The sequence below is a fragment of the Rhodopirellula sp. UH5 genome, assembly GCF_056839225.1.
In genome coordinates, this window is the sequence record NZ_CM166390.1 from 6485698 (window position 1) to 6507071 (window position 21374).

The window sequence follows — 21374 nt, forward strand, 5'->3', positions numbered from 1 at the left end:
AATCGCCCCGGTTGGACGTGGAAGCAACCACGCTTGCCAAGACATTTCGAACGCCCAAAGACTCCTGCCGACCTGCTTCGATGCCGTCGAACCGTCCACTCGTACCGGAAATTTTAGCCATGCAAGTTCTCACCACGCAGTGCCCGTACTGCCACCACGAAGTCGATAGCACGATCGAGCATTTAGATGGCCCTGTGCTTTGTCCCAGTTGTGAAAAACCGTTCGAGATGGAGATGCCGACGGCCGTTGTCACCGCCGTTCATGAAGTCGACGAGAAAACGGCTCGCGAAAACAGGATGGCATCGGAGCCAGAAGAACGCACGCTGGTGGAAGTTCATCCAGTCGTCTTTCGCGCCCGCCCAATCGCGACGCTTGTTTTTTCAGTCGTCGGTATCGTCGCTGCAGTGCTGATTCTGATGTCAGTGGCTGGGATGTCCTTGGCGGGTTACGCATTGGATGAGATGGCGGTGATCGGACCAGCCTCGGTCGTGGTTTGGTTGAGTGCGGCTGCCTTGATCGTGACTGCGGGGGTGATTGGCTACTGGACGCTGTTGAGCCGGTTCACCACTTTGACCGTCACCGATGATCGAACGGTCTACCGGGAAGGCATCGTCTCGCGGGAGACGTCGGAGGTGCAGCACGACGACGTTCGCAATATTCAACTCGATCAATCGTTTGTTCAACGTTTGCTGAATGTGGGTGGCATTGGCATCTCCAGTTCGGGGCAAGACGATTTGGAGGTTGTCGCCAAAGGCCTTCCCCACCCCAAACGAATCATCGATCTCATTCGCGAAAATCAGGATTGAGCTTCCGCGGTGAATTGCTTGGACGCGAGCTTTCGGTAGCAGACACGAACTCGATCTCGGTGTTGGCAGCGGTCTGATCGCCACTTGTCCTGATTCGCACCGGATGAAGGTCAGCCCTGTTGGTGTGAACGGCAACTGTCAGTTGTGAGCCGGAGAAGTGCCTTGTTCACTGAGTGGGGACATTTGAAAGTTTGAAACCGTTGCCCAACGATTGGAGTCGGCTTCTCCCATGTAGAACTGCAGGCTGACGTGCGGAGCGGGAGTCGAGGTTTGGGAGGGCAAAGTGGTCGTTCCAACCGGTTTCCAGTCGGTGCCTGGTTGTCGGTATTGCCCGAGAAGTTGTGAGCCCTTGACGACGAATCGCAACTGCACCGTCTCGGCAGGGTAAGGAATGATGGCGATGGTGCGTGCCCGATCATTCGTTTCGTGGCCCATCACGATGTTGGTCGTGCTGTTTTCAAGTTCCAGGCCGAGCTTCACCATCGTTGAATCGCTGTAGTACCAAACCAAGTTGGCTTGTTCCCAGCGTTTCTTGGGTGCTTGCGTGATCTGCACGCGAACGTCAACGGCTTCTTTCCAAGTATCAGGGATGGGGTGGAGCAAGACGTTCTTCGCATCGTTGTCTTTGCCCCACATGTTGCCTGGTTCGATCAAGACTTGCAGGCCATCTTGGGTGAATTTCCAGCCGGCCTTGTTCTCTCGCACCCATCGCCATTGGTCACTCATCCCGTCCACAAACGACTCGGTGATCGGTTCGGCTGCTGGGGTGGCGGAAGGCAGCCAGGCGGCAATCAATCCAATGGAACACAGAAGGATTCGGCACATATCAGCTTGTTCTTGGCGGGGAGTTGGGTGGGGAAGGTTGATTGTACTTTCAATCCGCTATGCCCACTTGCTGCCATGTTGAGTTGCCCACGGACGTGATCACGCTTAGGCGAGAATCTCCTGGATGACTTTGCCGGCGACATCCGTCAGTCGGTAGCTGCGTCCGTTGTGGAAGTAGGTGAGGCGTTCGTGATCCAGGCCGAGCAGGTGCAGGATCGTGGCGTGCAGATCGTTCACGCTGACGGGATTCTCAACGGCCTCGTATCCAATCTCATCGGTCTCGCCGTAGCTGACGCCACCTTTGATACCGGCCCCCGCCATCCATTGCATGAAGCCTTTGGGATTGTGGTCGCGTCCCTTGCCGTTTTGCGAGATCGGCATGCGGCCAAACTCGCCGCCCCAGATCACGAGGGTCGAATCGAGCAACCCGCGTTGTTCCAAATCGGAAAGCAATCCAGCGACGGGGACATCGGTGGCGGCGCAGTGATGGGTGTGGTTCTCCTCGAGGTCACTGTGAGCGTCCCATTCGCCGTCGCTGTAGACCTGCACGAACCGAACGCCGCTCTCGACGAGTCGGCGTGCCATCAAGCACTTGGACCCAAACGATTTGGACCTGGGGTTGTCGATCCCGTAGAGCTGTTGCGTGGCCTTTGTTTCTCGCGAAAGATCGACAACCTCGGTCGCTTCTTTCTGCATTCGAAACGCCAATTCAAACGAATTCATGCGGTTGGCGAACTCGGCGTCGCGGGTGTGACGTCGCATGTGTTCGTCGTTCAGCTTGGCCATCAAGTCGAGCTGTGCGACTTGGTCTTGTTTGGTGATTTGAGGTTGTCGGTTGAGGTTGAGAACCGGTGCACCTTGGGATCGGAAGAGCGTGCCTTGAAAGGTTGATGGGAGAAAGCCTGCACCCCAATTGTGAGGTCCGCCTTTGGCACCTTGCGTGTTGCCCATCACGACGTAGCCGGGAAGGTTTTGGTTTTCGCTGCCCAGTCCATAGGTCACCCAAGCTCCTGCGGTGGGGAATCCCGGACGTGGCAGCCCGCTGTTGATTTGGTAGATCGCCGGGACGTGATCGTTCGATTCGCTGTAGCACGATTTGATGAACGCCATCTTGTCGACGTGTTTCGCCACGTGGGTGTATTTGTCGCAAACCCACTGCCCGCTTTCGCCATGTTGTTGGAACGAAAACGGTGACTTCATCAGCGGTCCCGGGTTGCCAAAGAACGCTTGGATGTCGGTGGTGTCGCCGTCTCGTTTGTCGAGTTCGGGCTTGGGATCGAACATGTCGACTGAGCTGGGCGCACCCTCCATGAACAACCAGATGACCGACTTCACTTTCGCGGGGAAGTGGCCCGGTCGCGGTGCCAGCGAAGTGATGGGATCGGATAGGTCATTCGTCGGTGGTGCGGCCAACAAATTTTGCTCGGCCATCAGATTGGCCAGACCGATCATCCCTGCGCCGGCACCCGCCCGGCACAGCCATTCGCGGCGGCTGAGCATGTTCGCGACGCGACCGCAGGGAAACAGTTGTGAATGATTGGTCATTTTGGTTCGCCTCTGACTCAATGTAAGTTACTGAATGATGCGGTTGGTTGCCGGCGGTTGTTGAGTTGTTTCGACGGGCTTGGAAGCCCATCGTACGGGGCCTGAAATTCAATCGATGTAGATGAATTCATTGAGTCCGAAGAGGGACTGACAAAAGTCGGCCAGCGCTTCGATCCGTGGATCTTGCTCCCCTCGTTCCGTTCTCGCGATCGTTTGTGCTTCGATGAATTGCATGGAAGCTTCGACTTCGACGTCCGTTGGCAACCTCGCAAAGGACATCTCAAACGCTTCGGCAATGACCGGTTCCAGTTCTGAATCATCGGACACCGAATCCCAGGGGTGCTCTTCGATCAATCGGTTTGCAAAGTCCCTTGCCACGGTGCGAACAAAGCGATCATTGAGAATCACCATGGCTTGAGGTGCCACGGTCGTGTTCTGTCTTCGCGCGCAACTGGTCATCAGGTCGGGCCGATCGAACGCTTGAAACATCGGATAAGGAATCAAACGTTTGTGGAACATGTAGACACTACGCCGCCGGGTTGTGGCGTCGTCGGGCGCGTCTTTGGGATAGCGTTCGCCTTGGATGTTTCTGGCCAGGTTGGCTTCCGGAGCGATGTAGGGTTTGTACCCTGGTCCGCCGGCTTGCAGGCTGAGTGTGTCGCTGACGGCAAGCATCGCGTCACGCATCACTTCCGCTTCGAGGCGCTGCGGATTCATCTTCCACAACAGTTCATTGCCAAGGTCGATTTCCAAACCTCGTTCGTCAGTCGCATCCCGCGAGCTGGCTTGCTGCCAAACGGCACTGCCGAGAATTTCGCGGTGCAGAGTTTTGAGACTCCAGCCACTTTCGACGAATGCGTTGGTCAAGTACTCAAGCAAGGCAGGGTGTGACGGTGCGTCTCCGTTGACGCCGAAGTCACCCGTTGTTGGCACGAGCCCCTTGCCGAAGTGATGGTGCCAAACCCGATTGACAATGACACGGGCCAGCAACGCTCCGCCGCCATGGTCAGTGTCGGTGATCCAATCGGCCAGGGCACGGCGCTGCAGGGTGCTCTTGGGGTCGTCGAGTTCGTCGTAGGCTTCCTTGGCATTTTGCCAGTAGTCATGGGCATCAACTCCGGATGACAGCATGGCTGGGAACCCGATGTCGACTTCAATTTCGCGGTCATAGAAGTCGCTGCGACGGAACAGCCAAGTCGTTTCACGTTCCTTGCCAAAGTCGCGAAAAAAGAATCCGTCTTTCCCACTGGGCAACTTGTCCGACACGCGATCGCCGCTGTGGAAGACGCCCAGCAGTTGGTAGTACTCTTTCGCAGAGAACGCATCGTATTTGTGATCGTGGCAGCGAGCGCAGGCGACCGTGATCCCGAGCATGCCAGACCCGAGTGTCGAAATCACATCGTCCAATTCGTTGTAGCGATTCGCGAGGCGTTCACTCTCGAGGAACGAATCGGGCAATTTGAACGACGTGCCCGCGGTCAGAAAACCAGTGGCGGACACCGCGGCATCGTTTTCCGGTTCGATCTCATCCCCAGCGATTTGCCAACGGACGAATTGGTTGTACGGCATGTTGTCGTTGAATGCCTGAATCACAAAATCGCGGTAGTGATAGGCATGTGGGCGGTCCATGTCCGCTTCTTGTCCGTCGCTGTCGGCGTAACGAGCGACGTCGAGCCAGTGCCTGCCCCAACGCTCACCGTATCGTGGGGAACCAAGCAATTCGTCCACCAAATTTTGAATGGCGGAGTCGGGATGTTCGGCATGAGCGACAAGGAACTGGCGGGTTTGTGCGGGAGACGGCGGCAATCCCACGAGATCAAAGTACAGTCGCCGCACCAGCGTTCGTGCATCGGCCGGTTTCGCGGTCCGAAGGCCGGCTTCATCCAATCTCCGTTTCACAAACAGGTCGATTGGACCCTTGGACCAATCGTCGCTCGATGACCGCTGTGGCGGGTTCACTTGCTGGAACCGTTGAAAGGCCCAGTGAGTTTTGGCTCGCTGCATTTTGGGATCCACGACATCCGCGCCGTCAGGCCACGGCGCACCTTGATCGATCCAGGCACGCAGCAAGGCAACCTGTTCATCCGTCAGGGGATCCGAACCTTCCGGCGGCATCAACGCGTTGTCTGCGCCACCGGATACCAACTCGATGAGCAGGCTGTCGTCGCTGTGGCCTGGTTGAATCACCTCGCCGCTGTCGCCACCCTGCAACGCCTTGGTTTTGATACCAAGGTTGAGGCTGCCTTCTTCCGTGGTGCCGGCGTGGCACTCGTAGCAGTTGTCACGCAGGATCGGTTGGATCTCACGAACAAAGTCGATCGGGGCGTATCCGGCTGGAAGCTCTTTGTTGGAGGTGGGCGGTGCTGAGTCTTGAGCCAGCGCAATGCTGGGGAGCAGTCCAAGGCAGATCGCGATGAACTGGGAGCAGCGATCGAACGGAGAAGGCATGGGAAAGCCGTTCATGCGTGTTCCCTGCAGGGGATTGGAGGTGGGAGGCAGACGACATCACGCCCCCTAACGAGGAAGCGTTTCAGCGATGCCGCTGCGGCATTGTCGGTGACTCTAAGCAGGTCGGCAGGAGTCTTTCGGCATTTGGACTGTTTCGGTAAGCGTCGTTGCTCCCACGTACAACCGGGGCTAACGCCCAAACGGCTCACATGATGATGCCCGATTATTCCTGCCGACCTGCTTAAGTGGCGTCAGTGGTGTCGTAGGGAAGCATTAGGATAGGCGAACCAAAGCCAACAGCAATTCGCAGACGCGCAAATCACTTTCGATTTTTCTCAAATTGCATTTTGGTTCATTCAGGTGGCGTGGTTCTGACGTCGATAGTCGCCGGGGGTGGTGCCAAAGTGCTGACGAAACGCTTGCGATAAAGAAGCCCCGGAAGCGAACCCGGATTCGGCCGCGATGGTGGTCATGGATTTGTCCGAATCCAGCAACAGCCGACCGACATGTGCCATGCGAACCCGGCGAATTTCTTCGGCGGGACTGCGATTGAGCTCCGCACGAAAACGTTGTTCCAGCCGTCTTCGAGAAATGGGGAACTTGTTCAATAAGTCTGCGACGGTGATGCCATCGCGAGCCTTGTCGCGGATGTAACGCAGGACTTCCGCGATTTCGTCGTCCGGTATCGCAAGGATATCGGTGGAGTGTCGGCCTCGTACCTGGAGCGGAGGAATCAACCGCTCGCGTTTCGGCGTCGCACCCCCGTTCATCATTTTCGCGAGCATCCGTGAAGCCGTTTCGCCGATCTGGTGGCTGGCCAGTTCGACTGACGAAATCTGGGGCGAGGCGACATTGCACAGCAGTTCATCGTCGTCCCCCGATAACACCGCCAATTCGTCGGGGATTCCGATCGAGTCGGCCGAACAGATCTCAACCAGTTGTCTTGCCGGGTAGGGATCGGCGGCAAAGATCCCCAGCGGACGCGGAAGGGTGGTCAGCCAACGACGCACATTGGAATAGTTCGTCAACCAACCAGCGTTTTCGTCGTGGGGAGCTTCGTACATGGCGCACTCGTATCCGCCATCGGTCACGGCACGGACAAACGCCGCGGATCGCACGTCCGAGTAGCGGCCAATCGGCGGTGCGTAACACGCAAAGTGAGTCAGGCCCCGATCCCGAAGATGTTCGAACGCCATCTTGGCTCGAGCGGCATCGTCGGTCGCGACTCGAGCGAACCAATCGCATTTGGGAACCATGATGCCGACATCCACCACCGGCAGACCCAGGCTTTTGACGTGGCGGACCGATGACTCGGATCGCAATGAAGCAATGATGCCATCGCCGTTCCAAACCTTTGGCAAACGCAGGCGACCTTGTGAGTCACGAGGCGAGATCAGAACCGTCCAACCGCTCGAGTGACCAAATCGACAAACGGCTTCGACAACATTGCGACCCCAGGAATCGTCGGTCTCAACAAGAATGCCAACATGTCGTGGTCGTTTCGTGGTTGTCACGGGGCCTGATCCCAAGGGCGGTCCAAGGTTTTTTGCGATGCGCATGAGCGTAGCAGAAGTGCGCAACTGCGCATGGTGGGAAGGGAGGTCGCACCTACAATTCTTTCCGAACGCTTGCGTCTCTGCGTGAGGTCCCGATCAATGATTCATCACCCGTTGTCCTGCCTCATGGCAGGACCCAACGTCCAACAACACTGACGAGAAAGACATCAATGACCACTGCCTCGAAGATTGCTGTGATTGGTTTGGGAGCGATGGGCTACGGCATGGCCAAGTCCTGTTTGCGGGCCGGACATGAGGTTTGGGGCGCAGACATCTCGTCTGATCCAGTCGAGCGATTTCGCGCTGAAGGTGGCCAGCCCGGCGATCTCAAGGACGTCGCAGAGACCCTGGACATCGTTGTCGTTGCTGTCCTCAACGCCGATCAGACTTCAGCGGTTTTGTTTGGCCCCGACGGAGTGGCACCCTTGATGAAAGAGGGCAGCGTCGTGATCGCCTGCGCGACCGTGGCCCCCGATTTCGCCCGTGAGATGGCCAGTCGGTGCAACGATTGCGGATTGCATTACCTGGACGCTCCGATTTCCGGTGGCGCTGCCAAGTCCGCCAAGGGACAACTCTCGATCATGGCCGCGGGGTCTGAGAAAGCGTTTGAGGTGGCGAGTCCGGCGCTCGACGCAATGGCCGAAATTGTCTTCCGGTTGGGAGAGGTCGGTGCAGGCTCCGCGATGAAAGCGGTCAATCAATTGCTGGCGGGAGTTCACATCGCTGCGATGGCGGAAGCGATGACGTTCGGCATGACCCAAGGCGTGTCGCCAGAAAAGTTTCTGGAGGTCATCCCGCAGTGTGCCGGGACCAGTTGGATGCTTGAGAACCGTGGGCCGCACATTGCCGCTGGCGACTACACACCGCTGAGCCAAGTGAACATCTGGCCCAAAGACTTGGGCATCGTTTTGGACATTGCTCGTGATGCAAAGTTCAGTGCTCCGTTGACCGCCGCGGCGCTGCAGCAGTTCCTGGCCGCTGCGGGAATGGGGTTGGGAGGCGAAGACGACGCGGCTGTTGCGAAGGTCTACGCTCGCAACGCGAGTCTGGACCTGCCGGGGGATGAATGACTCAAGCGGTTGTGCCGTTTTACTTCACCCTCCCTTCGGTGCAGTCCAGGAATAACTTGGCATCCGCAATCAGAGCGTCAATGATGACGGCTTGTCGACTCGGTCCTCAACGACGTTTCAACGCATGGAGGATGGGCACTCTTGCCTTTTTGTACCCCACATCTCGAAACACCAAAGATTAGTGTCCGATCAGAGTGGATTAGTGTTCCGCCAGAGCGGCAAAGGGAACACTAACCTCCGCTGATCGAACACGAAGCAGGTCGGCAGGAATGATCAAGCACAATCATGTGAGCCGTTTGGGCGTTAGCCCCGGTTGTGCGTGAAAACCGTGGCTAACGCCAACGGCTCACATATCCGATGACACCTGCGTACCTGCTGAATGGTTCTTGGGCAAGGGATGTTTGGCTTCAAAACGCCTGTATTTACAACGCAAACGGCTCCCAGAAGTTGTGGGGTATAAAAAGGCACTCTTGCCCGTCAGTGTCGGCCAAGACCACCAACTACAACCCAAAGCGTGAGCTTTGAAGTTGCGCCTTATCCGTCAATGGCCAACGGCCTTTTTCAACATAGCCAGGGGCATCGCCCCTGGAGCAGTAAAGCACGGCCCCATTTTGGCCAACGGCCAAATTCAATTCAAAACGTGTGGGTTGATGTTGGCCGTTGGCCAACAATACCGATTGCAAAAGCGCAACTTCAAAAAGCGTGAGCGAGGGACGCCCCCAACTCCCACGACGGCCCCATCCGGGGCGACCGTTTGTTTTCCGGACTCAGTGTCTCGGGGCTTCCGCCCCGAGCTAAGCACGACGGCCCCGTCCGGGGCGAAACCCAGACGCCAGCCAGCGATACAGCACCAGAAAACTGCTCGACCTGCTTCGTTTCGGAAGAGGTGGATGATGAATAAGCGACACGCGGCGCATCAGAGTAGAACCGTTGTCCTCAACTGTTTCGTCGGGCAACTCTCAACGGCCAAGCCCACGTTCAATCATTTCCATCTGCAAGCATTCGCATCACGCTGTTCGACGACATCAACCAACCACGCCAATAGTTCGAGACAAGTGTTTCATACCCGATCATTCCTGCCGAGCGGCTTAGAAAGCCGTTTTGATCTCCTCCAGCGTCACGCCGAGCAGATGTTGAGCGAGCGGTTCGAGGTCCTCTTCGGTGCCGTGGATGTGGAACGTCCGCTGCACGTGCTTCATGGTGCCACCAGGTGGCAATGCTGCCGCAGGTGAGGACGTTTCCAATTCGTAGAACGGACCGAGTGGTGGCTTGTTCGGCTCGGGCGATCCGTCGTTGTAGGAATTGATCACATCGCCGGCGTAGGGTTTGTCTTGCAGTTCCCACATCGAATTGACGAACCCGTGCGGCGAGTCCTGCACGTTGTAGGTGACGATGTTCAGCACTTTTCCCGCGGCGTCGTAACTGCCGGCAATGCCTTTGGATCGTTCTGGGGAGATGCCGATTTTGCCTCGACGAGTTCCATCGCCACGGAAGAACAGTTCTTGCTCCTCGACCCGCAGGTAGTCCGGCGGGACCTCGCCAAAGTAGGCGTCGTTGACCTTGGGGCCGAGTTCTTCTTCATCACCGGAGCGAAAGGGAATGACGACGGTTGTTGTGGGCGAAGGGTTGTACATGCCGAGGATCCAAATCGAGAGCAAACCCGTTTCGCTCTTCCAGGGATTCTCGCCCGTGTTGGTGATTCGATTGTCGGTTTCGTAACCCACGACGCGAAGATTGTCACCCAACTCAACCTGCAATTGGTCAGCGGCTTCTTGGGGGCTGAGCAGCTTGATTGTGCGCTCGATACCGACGTTGAATTTCGTGCCACTGTGGTTGGTCAGTTTGGCTGAGTGACTGAATTTGGCGGAGACGTCTGTTTGCTCGACCAGTTCGTAGGTCTCGGTGTCGATCGCCGGAGGCGTTGTCCAGTCCGAGAACTCGAATTGGGTTCCGGGATCGAAGAACAGTCCATACTGCCCACCTTCGGGACCGAGCCAGAAACGTTCTTCACCGCCAAAGATGTAAATGTGCTCTTCGAGTTTGCCTTTCCTCTCGTCGTCCGAAAGGAAACCTTGTTCGATGACGGGACGGTTGATCCAGCCAAAGCTTGGGCCCGTGTTGCGATCAAACGTGCTGGTCATCACTCGGCCTTGGTAGGCCGGCGCCACGGCGACGGCAGCGTCACCGTGATGCAGCAGAACCACATCGGTGTGTGCTTTCATGAACGCCACATCATCGGCGAACCCGTCCACCGCGGTGGCTGATTCAGGAAAGAGACTCATGGCTGCTACCACCAAACCTGCAAACGTTGTGAAAGTTGTGTTCTTCATCTCAGTTTTTCTCCGTGACATCGAACCGTTGAATGAATGGCAGCCCACCGCGTTGCTTGCCTTTTGGTCTTCCAATTTCGACGCCCCAATCCGGGAGTTTGCCTTTGCCGCTTTGCGTGAACGCTTCCGGCCGATAGGCGCCGCCTGCCCATGGACCGTTTTTCAATGGGTGAGTTTTGGTGAAGTGAATTCCGTCTTCGGCATACAGGATTGAATTGGTGATTGCTTTCGGGCCTGTCGTGCCGATCATCGCGGCCACGCCTTTGCCTTGAGGCCACACCAAGACTTCGTGGTTGCCAGGGATCACCGGGTTGGCTTGGTGACGCACGTAGGGACCCTCTGGTTTGTCAGCGATCGCCAACCCCATTTGGGTTTGGCCGGGGCCTTTGCCCAGTTGGCGGCCTTTGTAGTAGAACCAAACCTTTCCGTCTCGGACGATCAAGCAAGCATCGTCGACCAGGTGACTGTCGAAGTCATCCCGGTTTTCGCTGTTGGACAGCGCCGGATTGGTTGCCAGACGCTCCCAAGGACCGTCGGGTGAATCGGAAACCGCGATGCCGATTTTCGAATCGGGTTGAAAGCCTTTGCCATACTTCTTGGATGTCCCGGTGTAGAACAACCAATAGCGTCCTTCAGCGACCAGAATGTTGGGCGTGAAGACACTGGCTCCTTCCCAACTGCCGGGTTCCCCTTTCGCGAGGGCCATGCCTTTTTCGGTCCACTGGTGACCGTCCTTCGACGTCGCGTACCAGATCGTGGCATCGTATCCCGGTGAGATCTTTCCTTTCGAATACCACACGTAGAAGAGGTCATCGACTTGGATGATGTCGCTCGGGTCGCGACGCATGACACCGGGTTCGGCACCAATGCCCTCGACGGCCGAATGCGTGACAACGACAGTCGGTGCAGCGGGCGAATCGGCGTAGACCGAGCTTGCCAGCATCACGAGGAGAGCAGGGAGAAAGAGTTTTTGCATGTCGGTTTTCAAGGTGTTTTTACGAGTGAGGTGAATTTGGTTGCGGCTGAGTCGGGCAACGGTTCAGCGTTCCTGCGGGGCAACCAGATTGATGTTTCGTTGATCGGTTCCGGTCGTGTGAACATCACCGAGTTCGTTTCGAATCCGTTCGGCTTGGCTTTGCAGGCGGGCGACGATCTCGGGATGACGATCCGCGACGTTTTGCTTTTCGTTCACGTCGCGATCCAGGTTGAACAGCTGTGGCTTTTTGAGTGTCACAAAGCCTTTCGTTTTGTCGGGCTTCTTCGACCAGAAGGGTTGGTCGTCCGTCGTGCGGGGAAGATGCAGTTTCCAGTTGCCTTCTCGGACGGCTTGCAGATTGGTGCCGTTGTAGTAGCAGAGAAATGGGTGCGGTGATTGGTTGTCTTTGCCCATCAGGATCGGCAGGATGTTCTTGCCATCCAGCTTGCGATCATCCGGTGGCTGAACTCCGGCGAGTCCACAGAACAGCGGCAGCAGATCCATGCTGGTCAGCGTGACGTCCGAAACTTGGTTGGGTGCGATCTTGCTTGGCCAACGGAAGATCCCCGGCACGCGGTGGCCGCCTTCCATCGTGCAGTACTTGCCACCGTTCAATCCGCCGGCGGATCCATTTCGCGTGGGGCCGTTGTCGGATGTGAACACCACCAACGTGTTCTCGTCGATCCCGGCATCGCGAATCGCTTGCATGATTCGGCCGGTGCTGTGATCCAGTTCTTTGACGAAGTCGCCGTACTTGCCTTTGTCAGATGTGCCAACAAAGTCTTTGCTGGGACGCAACGGGTTGTGCACGATGTGATGCGATACATAGATGAAGAACGGATCGTCTTGTTGTCGATCGATGAACTCGATGACTTCATCGGTGTAGCGTTTCGTCAGCACTTCGCAGGGAACGTTTTCTTGCTCCACCGCTTTGCCGCGATACAGGGTGTTGTGATTCTTGCCTCGCCGTGGTTCGTAGTTGCTGGGGATTCCAAGGTATTCATCGAAACCGGCGTCGAGCGGGTGCGAACCTTCCACTTCCATGCCCAAGTGCCACTTGCCCACCATCAACGAACGGTAGCCAGCCGGATGCAGCAGTTCGGGGATCGTGAGCTCCTCCGGGGCAAAACTGTAGTTCTGGTATTTCGCGACGTTTTCGTTGCGGGCCACGGGCATGCCACATCGCATCGGGTAGCGTCCGGTCAGCAGAGCGGCGCGAGAAGGACTGCACACGTTGGCAGGGACGAAAAAGTCCGTGCTGCGAAAACCTTCTTCGGCGAGTGCATCGAGTTGAGGCGTCTTCACACCCGATGAATCGTAGCAACGGATGTCACCATAACCGAGATCATCCGCGAAAATGACGACGAAGTTGGGCTTGGTCGTTCCCGCTGTAGTTCCGCGACCTGCCGGCGAGACGGATGCGGTGGGGGACGGAGGTTGCTTTGCGGCTTGGGGTTTCTTCTTGCGCGACGGTTTCTTTGACCGCGTGCCTTGGGATCCTTTCTTGGGACGATAGGACTCCAATAGCGTTTTCATTTCTTCCACGACCTCGGGATGTTCCCGATAGACATTGGTGGTCTGTGATCGGTCCTTTTCCAAATCGTATAGCTGAGCGGGCGGAGCATCCTTCTTGAGGCGACCGTTTTCAATGTCGCTGTTTTTATGGCCAGAGAACTGAACCGCGGCGGGACCTCCCCAAGCGTGATGCTGGGGTTTGGAACCGTTGAATCCGCCGCTGCCACGGGCGCCGATGTACAGCCACTTGCCTTTGCGAACGGCCAAGTTGCGTGGCTGGCGTGGTGCGAGGACCAACTCCGTCCGCAAGGGTTCGCTCGGTTCCTCCAGCAACGCAGGCAACATGTTGATGCTGTCTTTCTGCTCCGACGATGGCATCTCCTGCTCGGTCAGTGCCGAAAACGTGGCAAACAGGTCGACTTGGCTGATCAGTTGATCGGACTGAGTTCCCGCTTTGATTTTGCCCGGCCATTTCGCGATCAAGGGAACTCGGTGTCCGCCTTCCCAGACGCCGAACTTGAACCCCAGCAATTCGCCATTGGGTTGATGACCGGCTTGGATTGCATCGCGTCCTGCTCGGTTGAGCATGGCACCGTTGTCGCTGGTGAAGAGAACCAGCGTGTTGTCAGTCAGGCCATTGTCTTCGAGCGAATTCACGATCTCGCCGACCATCCAGTCCAACTCATGGACAAAATCGCCGTAGAGGCCGCACTGGCTGGTGCCCTTGAAACGGGGCGCCGGGGTGAATGGGTGATGAATGTTGGGAGTGGCGAAATACAGAAAGAACGGATCGTCTTTCTTTTCACTGATCCACTTCACCGCGCGTTCCGTCAGGAGCGTGCCTGTTTTCTCGTCGTCGTAGATTTCGTGAGCCTTGAGAGCACCGCTGAATCGGTTGGGGCTCTTGATGGACGCTTCTGCAGGAAACGTGGGCGTGGGGGACACGGGTTTGCCTCCGTACACCAACGGATCGTTTGGATCGTATCCGAAGATGCTGTCATCGTTGACATAGACGTAGGGGCTGCCGCTGTTGACCAAGGGAACACCAAAGTAGTGATCAAACCCGACGTCCTGAGGTCCCGGCCGCAGTGGCACTTGCCAATCGTTCGGTTCTTCTTTGAATCCCAGGTGCCATTTCCCGAGACAGGCTGTTGCGTAGCCTTTGTCCTTGAAGACCTTTCCGATCGTCTGCGTGTTCGTGTCGATGATCAAACCGGAGGTCGTTGGCAGCGGGCCCCAGACTCCTTGACCGCCCATCGCGCGAAGTGGGTACTGGCCGGTGAGCAGCCCGTACCGCGAAGGCGTGCAGACCGCGGATGCGGAGTGGGCGTCGGTGAACCGTCGTCCTTCCGCGGCAAGTTGATCGATATTCGGTGTCGAAAGTTTCGTTGCTCCATAGCATCCCAGGTCCCCGTAGCCGAGGTCGTCAACAAAAATCAGAACGACGTTGGGTGGACGCTCCGCTGCGACGGATGTGACGCTGGCAATCAGCAGCACCAATGCGGCAGCGCAAAGAGGGACCGGAGATGAATTCATGAGAGGCATTTGCTTGGACCGGGATGAGGTCACGGCTGGAAAGAGTCGGTGCGGAAGGGGTAAGCGGGAAGTTCGGCGGCGTTGACCAGGTTCACTTTGGGTTTGCCCGCGAATGCGTAGCGAACATAGAGCGGGTGCGTCAGTTCAGATGAACTCAGCACCACGGTTTGACCCCGCAGTTCAGCGGTTGCGGGAACCCATTTTTGTGAATCGTCTGACAACCAAAATCCGGTGGGGGCGTTTCCATCGAGAGTCCGCAGGCCGCCGGCATGTTCGAAGTGGACCACCAACCGATCGTCCAGCACTTCGACGCGTTGCATTTTGGGACCCTCTGCCTCGATGGTCTGGCCCAATGTCTCGCGAGCCGCCAGCAGTGCCAGTCGCTGGCCGATGGGCAGTTTGTCCTTGGGATGAATGTTTTTGAGATCACCCAAGTCGATGGTGTTGACGACGGAAGTGTGAGGCAGTTCCAGTGACTGCAACTGCGACTCTCGCATCCACGCCCACGAGTGAGTGCTCGGATGTTCGGGGCCCATTTGCGGGCCTGTCGGCAGCGGTTTGAAATAGCCGGGCAACATCACGACCAGGAAATGCATGTCCTCGTTGCCCCACTCCTTTCGGTAGCGCTTGATCCATGCCTTCAAGGTGGGGCCATATTTCAGGATCCCCGAGTGGCGCGAAAACCAAGGTTCCTTTGACATCCCAAACATCGACTGGGTGTTCCGTTCGCCTTGGTACCACACCAGCCCTCGGCAAGCGTAAGGCACCAACGGATGAATCATCGCGTTGTAGAGAATGTTCGATTGGCGACGCAGGAAGATGTCGTCGGCTCGGCTCCAGGGTTTCTTGCCATTCAGAATGGAAGCGATCCGATCTTGGGTGTCCGTGTCCGCATCGAACTCTTCCATCATCGTCTTGAAATGCGGCACGGTGTCGGACATCTCTCGCGGCATCCAAGCTTCGATCGATGAGCTCCCCCAGCACGACAGAATGATGCCCACCGGAACGTCGCCGGCTTGTTCCAAGAAGTGAGCAAACGAAAACGCGACGGCGCTGTTGGGCGGTTGCTCCGTCCATTTGCCTTCCAAGCGATCTTGCTCGGTCATCGCGACGGTTCGTTTCACTTCGAAGCATCGAATGTTCTCTGAGCTGGCGGCCAAAGATTGGATTTCAGGAACCGCTGCGGTTGAGAATTGCATGTTGGATTGCCCGGAACAAATCCAGACCTCTCCAACGACAACATTGGTGAACGAAACCGTGGAGGTGGAGCTGGAGACCTGCAGTGTTTGTGGTTCTGCACTGGCAGGCATCGGGTCCAGTTGAACTTTCCAGGTTCCATCGGCATTGGCGACAGACCGCTGTTTTTGTCCATCAAACTCCACCGTGATCGCCGTCCCAGGATCAGCCGATCCCCAAACCGGAACCAGCATCTTTTGTTGCAGCACCGCGTTGTCGGTGAACGGCGATGCGACCGACAGATCGGCCATCGCAGTGGCGGGATACGACAACAGAAAGCATCCGGCGACGATTGCGAGACGCATCAGGTGACTTGGCGAACGGTACCGCATGGCGGGTGGGTCATTTGACATTGAGTGCCTCGATCCGTTGATGGTCGACTGGTCCGGTGAGGTATCCAAGCTTCGCGAGGAATTGATCGGTCTTGGCCAGCGTGTCGTAGAAACCGCCTCGTTTGGGATTGAAGAACCCGTGCGGTTGGCCTTCGTACAATTGGAGTTCTGTTGGGATGCCCGCCGCGATCATCTTGTCGCGAAAGGCTTTCGCGGTGGCGACAGGAACGTGTTGGTCTTTGGTGCCCAGAAACACGATCGCCGGCGGATCATCCGGCGTGATGTTGTGAGCGGGCGAGATCGCGGGGAACCACGCTTGGATCCGATCGTAGCCATACCCACCCTCTTTCGCGTTGTCGTAAACCGGGTTGAACAAGACCAACGCGTTCGGTTTGGAAGAGACGGAATGATCTTCTCCTTCCGCTTCAAAGCCTTCGCAGAAACCGGCTGCCGCGGCCACGTGCCCGCCCGCGGAACCGCCGCCCGCAATGATTTGCTCAGGATCGATACCCAATCGCTGCGAGTTTTGACGGACCCAGCGGATTGCTGACTTGCCGTCTTCCACGCACGCGTCGGGCGTGACCTTCTGGCGACTCTTGACGCGGTAATCGGCCACGAAAGCAACGATACCGCGAGAGGCCAAGTAGCGACTTTGCGGTGCCAATTGACTCACCTTGCCGCCGTTCCATCCGCCTCCAAAGAAGAACACCGCCGCCGGTCGCTTGTCTTTCGCGGGGGCGTGACCTTCTGGGTCAAAACGGTAGATGAACAGATCGTCGCCGGAAGCGGTCTTGTAAACCTCCGCGGTGGCGCCAGGCATGGCGACTTGTTCGGTCTTCGCCATCGCGGGCGTCGCCATCAGAAGGAGCGCGATCAACAGCGGTAATGTCGGTGGGAATTTCATGGGGATGTTTGTTCTTGTGTGTTAATGGGCAGAAGTGGTTCGAATGATTCAGTAGTTGACTGTTCCACCTCGCGCCGGTTTTTGTCGTTCGTTCTTCCACCAGTGGTCAGGGCCTTCGGATTCAATTCCCCGCCAGACCTTCATCAGTTCGTCTTTCATTGCTGCCGTTTTCTCTGGCATGGCGGCGGCCAAGTCGTGTTCTTCCTTCCAGTCCTTTTGAATTTCGTAGAGTTGGAACTTCGTCAGTGTCTCGTCGCCGACCAATTTCCAGTCACCGATGCGGAGTGCCACGCGATCGCCAGGAGGCGAAACATGAGTTCGCCAGAACAGCGGGATCTTCCTTTCAACCGGGGTGCCGTCGAAGGCGGGCAGCATGCTGACACCGTCAATCGTGCGGTCGTCGGGCAGTGGGATGCCGGTGATGTCCAACACCGTGGCGAAGATGTCCGTGCCGACCACCGGGACGTCACTGACGGTTCCTGGTGGGATGTGTCCCGGCCAACGAACAACACCGGGGACTCGGATGCCTCCTTCGTGGTCGCTGCGTTTGTTGCCTCGCAGTCCACCCGACGATCCGCCAAACGCAGGGACGGGCCCATTGTCGGAAGTGAAGAACAGCAGCGTGTTGTCGCTCACACCTTGTGCGTCGAGTGCGTCCATCACCATTCCCAAGGCGTGATCCATCTGGGTGATGTTGCCCATGTACTTGCTGTCTTCGTGTCCCTTGTACAAGTCCTGAAACCGCGAATCGGTTGCGATGGGCGAATGGGGTTCGTGCACCCACACCGTCATGGCGAATGGTTTGGCAGGATCGTGAATCTCTTTCAGCCAGCGTGCTGCTTCGGTGGCAACCAACTGGGCTGAGTACCCTTCGAGCTTGCCGACTGGTTCGCCGTTGCGAACGAAGTTGTCGGGGTTCTTGTGGCTGGGGCTGGCGTTGTTTTGCGTGCACATCCAATGATCGAATCCATGATCGCCGGGATGCGGGAATTCAGGATTGTTGAATTGCTGCCTCGAGAGCAAGTGCCATTTTCCGACGTGGCATGTTTCGTAACCCACCTCTTTCAATCGCTCCGGGAAGGTGATCTCGCTGGCACGCAGGTGGGCTTCATGATTGCCTGACAAGTGCCGATAGACGCCGTTTCGATAAGGCGTCCGTCCAGTCAAAATCGCGGACCGGGATGGCGAGCAGACTCCGCACGCAGAATAGCACTGCGTGAACTTCACGCCTTGAGACGCCAGACGATCGAGATTGGGCGTTTGAATCAGTTCGTGACCGTAGGTGGCGGAGTCGCCCCAGCCCATGTCGTCAGCGACAAAGACCACGATGTTGGGCTCGGCAGCTTCGATGGACGGCGATCCGGCGAGCGCCGCGAGCAGCATCGTCGGAAGCATCAGTGCAGTTCGAATCATGGGGGCATTCGATGGGAGAAGGGGACGGGACATCAAGAGTTCGAGAGGGACGTGTTGGCTTGCGTGGGATTTACCGATCACTTCACGACGGCAGGTGTTCGAGGAAGAACTGCACGGTGCGCTCGATGATGGCTTCGCGAGAGGGGTCGATGTCCGCGTCGACTTTTCGCCAGTTGTGCCCTGCGTTTTGAATGATCATGACTTCCACCGGTGCTTCGACCGCGTCCGCTTTCTGCTTCATGTGGTAGGCATGCTTGACCGGGATGGTCGTGTCTTTGTCGCCCTGGATCATCAGCAGCGGCCGGCTGTCTGAACTCAGGTAGTTGACGGGGCTCATTTCACGGTAGCGTTGCAGTTTGTTTGCCGCCGATGGGTTCGAACCCAGAATGCGAGGGCCGAATCGATCGCGGAAGTCCGCTCGGTCGTCGTGATTGAACAGTTCGGTCTTTTCAAAATCACTGGGCCCGTACCAGGAGACTCCTGCCAGCATTTGGTAAGGCGTTCCCGCCAACGCTTCGTCCCCTGGAAGCGTTTCTGGCGAGGTCAGCAACAGCATTTGTGCGATCTGCCCGCCGGCGGAATCGCCCATGACGAAGAACTTGGTGGCATCCAAGCGAAGCGTTTCGCCGTTCTTGGCCAAATAACGCACCGCGTCTTTGGAGTCGATCACGCAGTCTCGCATCGTGACGCCACTGTTTGGTTTGCACAGCCGATAGTTCACGGAGGCCACTGCGAATCCGCGATCGAGCAGTTGGTCAAACACGGTTTTGAACGAACCCTTGGCGGCGCCCTGTTTGCTGCCAGCGGCCCATCCGCCTCCATGCGTGTACACGATCACGGGGCTGCGTTCATCGGCAGGCCGTTCGTCGGTTTGCAGTTCACTGGAGTTCCCTTTGGCGGGGTAGTAGAGGTCCAGCAAGAGATCCTTTTGCCCAACCGTTTTGTAAACGAGATCGAGTTTGCGTTCTCCTCCGGTGTCCAGGGAAGCCGTCTGTTCTTGGCTCAGTTCATCGATCGAAAGTTTCTGGTCCTGATTGGAATCGAGCTTTCGATAGCGATTCCAGGCACGCGAATTTTCGTTCTGTTCCCAGGTTCCGTTGTCGTTCTTGTCGAACTTTTGCATCAGCCGCGTCGCAGCCACTGTTTGGGCTGGAGGAGCGGCATCGGCCAGGGATGGCAAAAGGAACCAGTGGCTGGCAACGAGCAGGATGGTTCCTGGAATAGGAAGTCGGATCACGGTGGGGCGTCTCCGGGGTGAGATGACATGGGTGCGTGGTTTACGACCGTCGTTTCATTTCTTCTTTCGTTTGGCCTTTTTGCTCATGAACGGTTGCTTGTCCTGAACCGAAATGTTTCGGTCGAACAGCGTGCTATGTCGTTGGTAGTCGTTGTACTCCACCGCCTGCGATTTCCACTTCGCGAGCTCTTGGTCGTATCGGGTTCGCATCGCCTCCAGCACGTCCACGCTTGCTGGTTCGTTGGCTAGGTTGACCAGTTCCAACGGGTCGTTTTGCGTGTCGAACAATTCCTCGGAGGGTTCCATCCGCTCGTCGCCGTACCACCAGTACGTGTATCTGTATTGCTTCGTCAGGCAACTCAGGCTGTGAGTGGGCAGCGGGCCGAACACGTTGATGAACGACATTTGTTCGTGGCCACCATCTTCTGGATCTTGCAGCAGTCCCAGCAGGCTTTTGCCGTCCATGTTGGATGGGATTGGAAGTCCGGCTAGTTCCAGCATGGTGGGAGCGAAATCGATGTTGCCGGTCAATTGCTTGCAGCGGACTTGTTGTCCATTGAGCGGACTGCGTGGGTCGTAGACCATCAGCGGAACGCGGGACGATTCTTCCATCGGCAACACCTTGGAACCGTAGCCGTGTGAGCCGCAGATGTAACCGTTGTCGCTGGTGTAGATCACAACGGTGTTGTCCGCCACACCTTGAGCTTTCAGTTCGTCTCGAATCATCCCGAGAGCGACGTCGATGGCATAAACCTGTTGATGGTACTTGGCCATTTCTCCGTCGTAGTCATCGTCATAGTCCCACTCGGTGAAGCGTGGGAATTGCCGACCGAGTTTGCTTTGTGGTGCGAGGTGCTCGCTGTATTCCCGTCCAAAGTTCAATGGTTTGGTGAACTGTTTTCCTGCGTAGACGTGATTGAACCGTGGGTCCGGGGTCGCCGGCTTGTGAGGTGCTTTGAAACTGATCGACAAACAGAACGGTTGGTCTTGCTTCGCCGCTTCTCGAATGACGTCTTTCCCGAAGGCTGCGTAAGAAAGTGTCGAGTGGGGATACTGCTTGGCATACTTCCGCATCGACTCGTTCTGTGCAGTCGCGTAGCTCGTTTGGCCTGGCCCGCCGCCCCAGAAGTCGAAGTCGTCTTCACACAAACCTTTGCCATCCACGACCAATCCGAACTTGCCGGCAAAGGCGGTGAGGTAACCCGCTTCGCGAAGGAGGACGGGATACGATTGGGCCCACACGTCTTGGTGCATGTTGCCGTGTTCGAAATTGCAGCCGGTTTTGTACTCGTACATTCCTGTGAACACGTTGGCCCGACTGGCCATGCAGATCGCGGTGGTGTTGTAGTGCTTGTCGAACAGCACCCCGTCACGGGCGAGTTGATCCATGTTGGGTGTCAGGACGTCTTCGTTCCCGTAGCAGCCAACGGAGTAGGTCGATTGGTCGTCCGCGAACAGGAAGACGATGTTGGGGGACGCTTCGGCGTTGTTGGTTTCTTTTGGTTCGTCTTGTTGAGCGGACGCGGGAGTACAAAGCGTTCCGCAAACAATCGCTGTCGCAAGAAGAAGTGCTAGGAAGCGAATCATCGAAGCGTTTCTCGGTGAGGTTGGTGTGAGCATGTGCGGTCGTTCGGTGCTGATGTCG

Annotated in this window: 14 protein-coding genes; 2 read left to right on the top strand and 12 right to left on the bottom strand. The window is 57.0% G+C overall.

All coding sequences use genetic code 11. The features are described 5' to 3' along the window. The first annotated feature begins 119 nt into the window (after positions 1-119). Positions 120-806, top strand: coding sequence for a PH domain-containing protein (locus UH5x_RS23150; protein WP_482633826.1), 687 nt, complete (start codon positions 120-122; stop codon positions 804-806). Between the two features lie 138 nt (positions 807-944). Here the strand turns inward: UH5x_RS23150 and UH5x_RS23155 are convergent, their stop codons facing one another. The 4 genes from UH5x_RS23155 to UH5x_RS23170 all read right to left on the bottom strand — a co-directional run bounded on the left by UH5x_RS23155 (position 945) and on the right by UH5x_RS23170 (position 7138). Next, on the bottom strand, positions 945-1631 hold the full coding sequence (locus UH5x_RS23155; RefSeq protein ID WP_482633827.1) for a beta-xylosidase family glycoside hydrolase: 687 nt from the start codon (positions 1629-1631) through the stop codon (positions 945-947). 105 nt (positions 1632-1736) lie between these two features. Then, positions 1737-3176, bottom strand: coding sequence for a DUF1501 domain-containing protein (locus tag UH5x_RS23160; RefSeq protein WP_047814372.1), 1440 nt, complete (start codon positions 3174-3176; stop codon positions 1737-1739). Between the two features lie 108 nt (positions 3177-3284). Continuing rightward, positions 3285-5639, bottom strand: a complete 2355-nt coding sequence (locus UH5x_RS23165) for a DUF1553 domain-containing protein (protein WP_482633828.1) — start codon at positions 5637-5639, stop codon at positions 3285-3287. 341 nt (positions 5640-5980) lie between these two features. Continuing rightward, positions 5981-7138, bottom strand: coding sequence for a XylR family transcriptional regulator (locus UH5x_RS23170; RefSeq protein WP_482633829.1), 1158 nt, complete (start codon positions 7136-7138; stop codon positions 5981-5983). Between the two features lie 212 nt (positions 7139-7350). Here UH5x_RS23170 and ltnD point away from each other — a divergent pair, with 212 nt between their 5' ends. After that, positions 7351-8250: an L-threonate dehydrogenase gene (gene ltnD / locus UH5x_RS23175; protein WP_482633830.1), complete on the top strand. Its 900-nt coding sequence runs from the start codon at positions 7351-7353 to the stop codon at positions 8248-8250. A gap of 1088 nt (positions 8251-9338) precedes the next feature. Here ltnD and UH5x_RS23180 read toward each other — a convergent pair. The 8 genes from UH5x_RS23180 to UH5x_RS23215 form a co-directional block, all read right to left on the bottom strand. Continuing rightward, complete coding sequence (locus UH5x_RS23180) at positions 9339-10580, bottom strand: DUF6786 family protein (protein ID WP_482633831.1); 1242 nt, start codon at positions 10578-10580, stop codon at positions 9339-9341. A gap of 1 nt (position 10581) precedes the next feature. Continuing rightward, on the bottom strand, positions 10582-11556 hold the full coding sequence (locus UH5x_RS23185) for a family 43 glycosylhydrolase (protein WP_482633832.1): 975 nt from the start codon (positions 11554-11556) through the stop codon (positions 10582-10584). A gap of 63 nt (positions 11557-11619) precedes the next feature. Then, a complete protein-coding gene (locus UH5x_RS23190) occupies positions 11620-14616 on the bottom strand; it encodes a sulfatase-like hydrolase/transferase (protein WP_482633833.1) in 2997 nt (998 codons plus the stop codon). A gap of 20 nt (positions 14617-14636) precedes the next feature. Beyond that, positions 14637-16196: a sialate O-acetylesterase gene (locus tag UH5x_RS23195; RefSeq protein WP_482633834.1), complete on the bottom strand. Its 1560-nt coding sequence runs from the start codon at positions 16194-16196 to the stop codon at positions 14637-14639. Further along, a complete protein-coding gene (locus UH5x_RS23200) occupies positions 16186-17079 on the bottom strand; it encodes an alpha/beta hydrolase (RefSeq protein ID WP_482633835.1) in 894 nt (297 codons plus the stop codon). The genes UH5x_RS23195 and UH5x_RS23200 overlap by 11 nt, the downstream gene beginning before the upstream one ends. A gap of 48 nt (positions 17080-17127) precedes the next feature. After that, on the bottom strand, positions 17128-18474 hold the full coding sequence (locus UH5x_RS23205; RefSeq protein WP_482636060.1) for a sulfatase-like hydrolase/transferase: 1347 nt from the start codon (positions 18472-18474) through the stop codon (positions 17128-17130). Positions 18475-18574: 100 nt separating this feature from the next. After that, entirely contained in the window at positions 18575-19729 is a 1155-nt protein-coding gene (locus UH5x_RS23210; RefSeq protein WP_482633836.1) for an alpha/beta hydrolase fold domain-containing protein, read from the bottom strand. 54 nt (positions 19730-19783) lie between these two features. Continuing rightward, complete coding sequence (locus UH5x_RS23215) at positions 19784-21316, bottom strand: sulfatase family protein (protein WP_482633837.1); 1533 nt, start codon at positions 21314-21316, stop codon at positions 19784-19786. Positions 21317-21374 lie beyond the last annotated feature (58 nt).

What these genes read in the sequence shown, in the direction of transcription:
- UH5x_RS23150 (WP_482633826.1), top strand. Translation starts at nt 120, where the DNA reads ATGCAAGTTCTCACCACGCAGTGCCCGTACTGCCACCACGAAGTCGAT.
- UH5x_RS23190 (WP_482633833.1), bottom strand. Translation starts at nt 14,616, where the DNA reads ATGCCTCTCATGAATTCATCTCCGGTCCCTCTTTGCGCTGCCGCATTG.
- UH5x_RS23195 (WP_482633834.1), bottom strand. Translation starts at nt 16,196, where the DNA reads ATGTCAAATGACCCACCCGCCATGCGGTACCGTTCGCCAAGTCACCTG.
- UH5x_RS23160 (WP_047814372.1), bottom strand. Translation starts at nt 3,176, where the DNA reads ATGACCAATCATTCACAACTGTTTCCCTGCGGTCGCGTCGCGAACATG.
- UH5x_RS23165 (WP_482633828.1), bottom strand. Translation starts at nt 5,639, where the DNA reads ATGAACGGCTTTCCCATGCCTTCTCCGTTCGATCGCTGCTCCCAGTTC.
- UH5x_RS23215 (WP_482633837.1), bottom strand. Translation starts at nt 21,316, where the DNA reads ATGATTCGCTTCCTAGCACTTCTTCTTGCGACAGCGATTGTTTGCGGA.
- UH5x_RS23205 (WP_482636060.1), bottom strand. Translation starts at nt 18,474, where the DNA reads ATGCTTCCGACGATGCTGCTCGCGGCGCTCGCCGGATCGCCGTCCATC.
- UH5x_RS23185 (WP_482633832.1), bottom strand. Translation starts at nt 11,556, where the DNA reads ATGCAAAAACTCTTTCTCCCTGCTCTCCTCGTGATGCTGGCAAGCTCG.
- ltnD (WP_482633830.1), top strand. Translation starts at nt 7,351, where the DNA reads ATGACCACTGCCTCGAAGATTGCTGTGATTGGTTTGGGAGCGATGGGC.
- UH5x_RS23155 (WP_482633827.1), bottom strand. Translation starts at nt 1,631, where the DNA reads ATGTGCCGAATCCTTCTGTGTTCCATTGGATTGATTGCCGCCTGGCTG.
- UH5x_RS23180 (WP_482633831.1), bottom strand. Translation starts at nt 10,580, where the DNA reads ATGAAGAACACAACTTTCACAACGTTTGCAGGTTTGGTGGTAGCAGCC.
- UH5x_RS23200 (WP_482633835.1), bottom strand. Translation starts at nt 17,079, where the DNA reads ATGAAATTCCCACCGACATTACCGCTGTTGATCGCGCTCCTTCTGATG.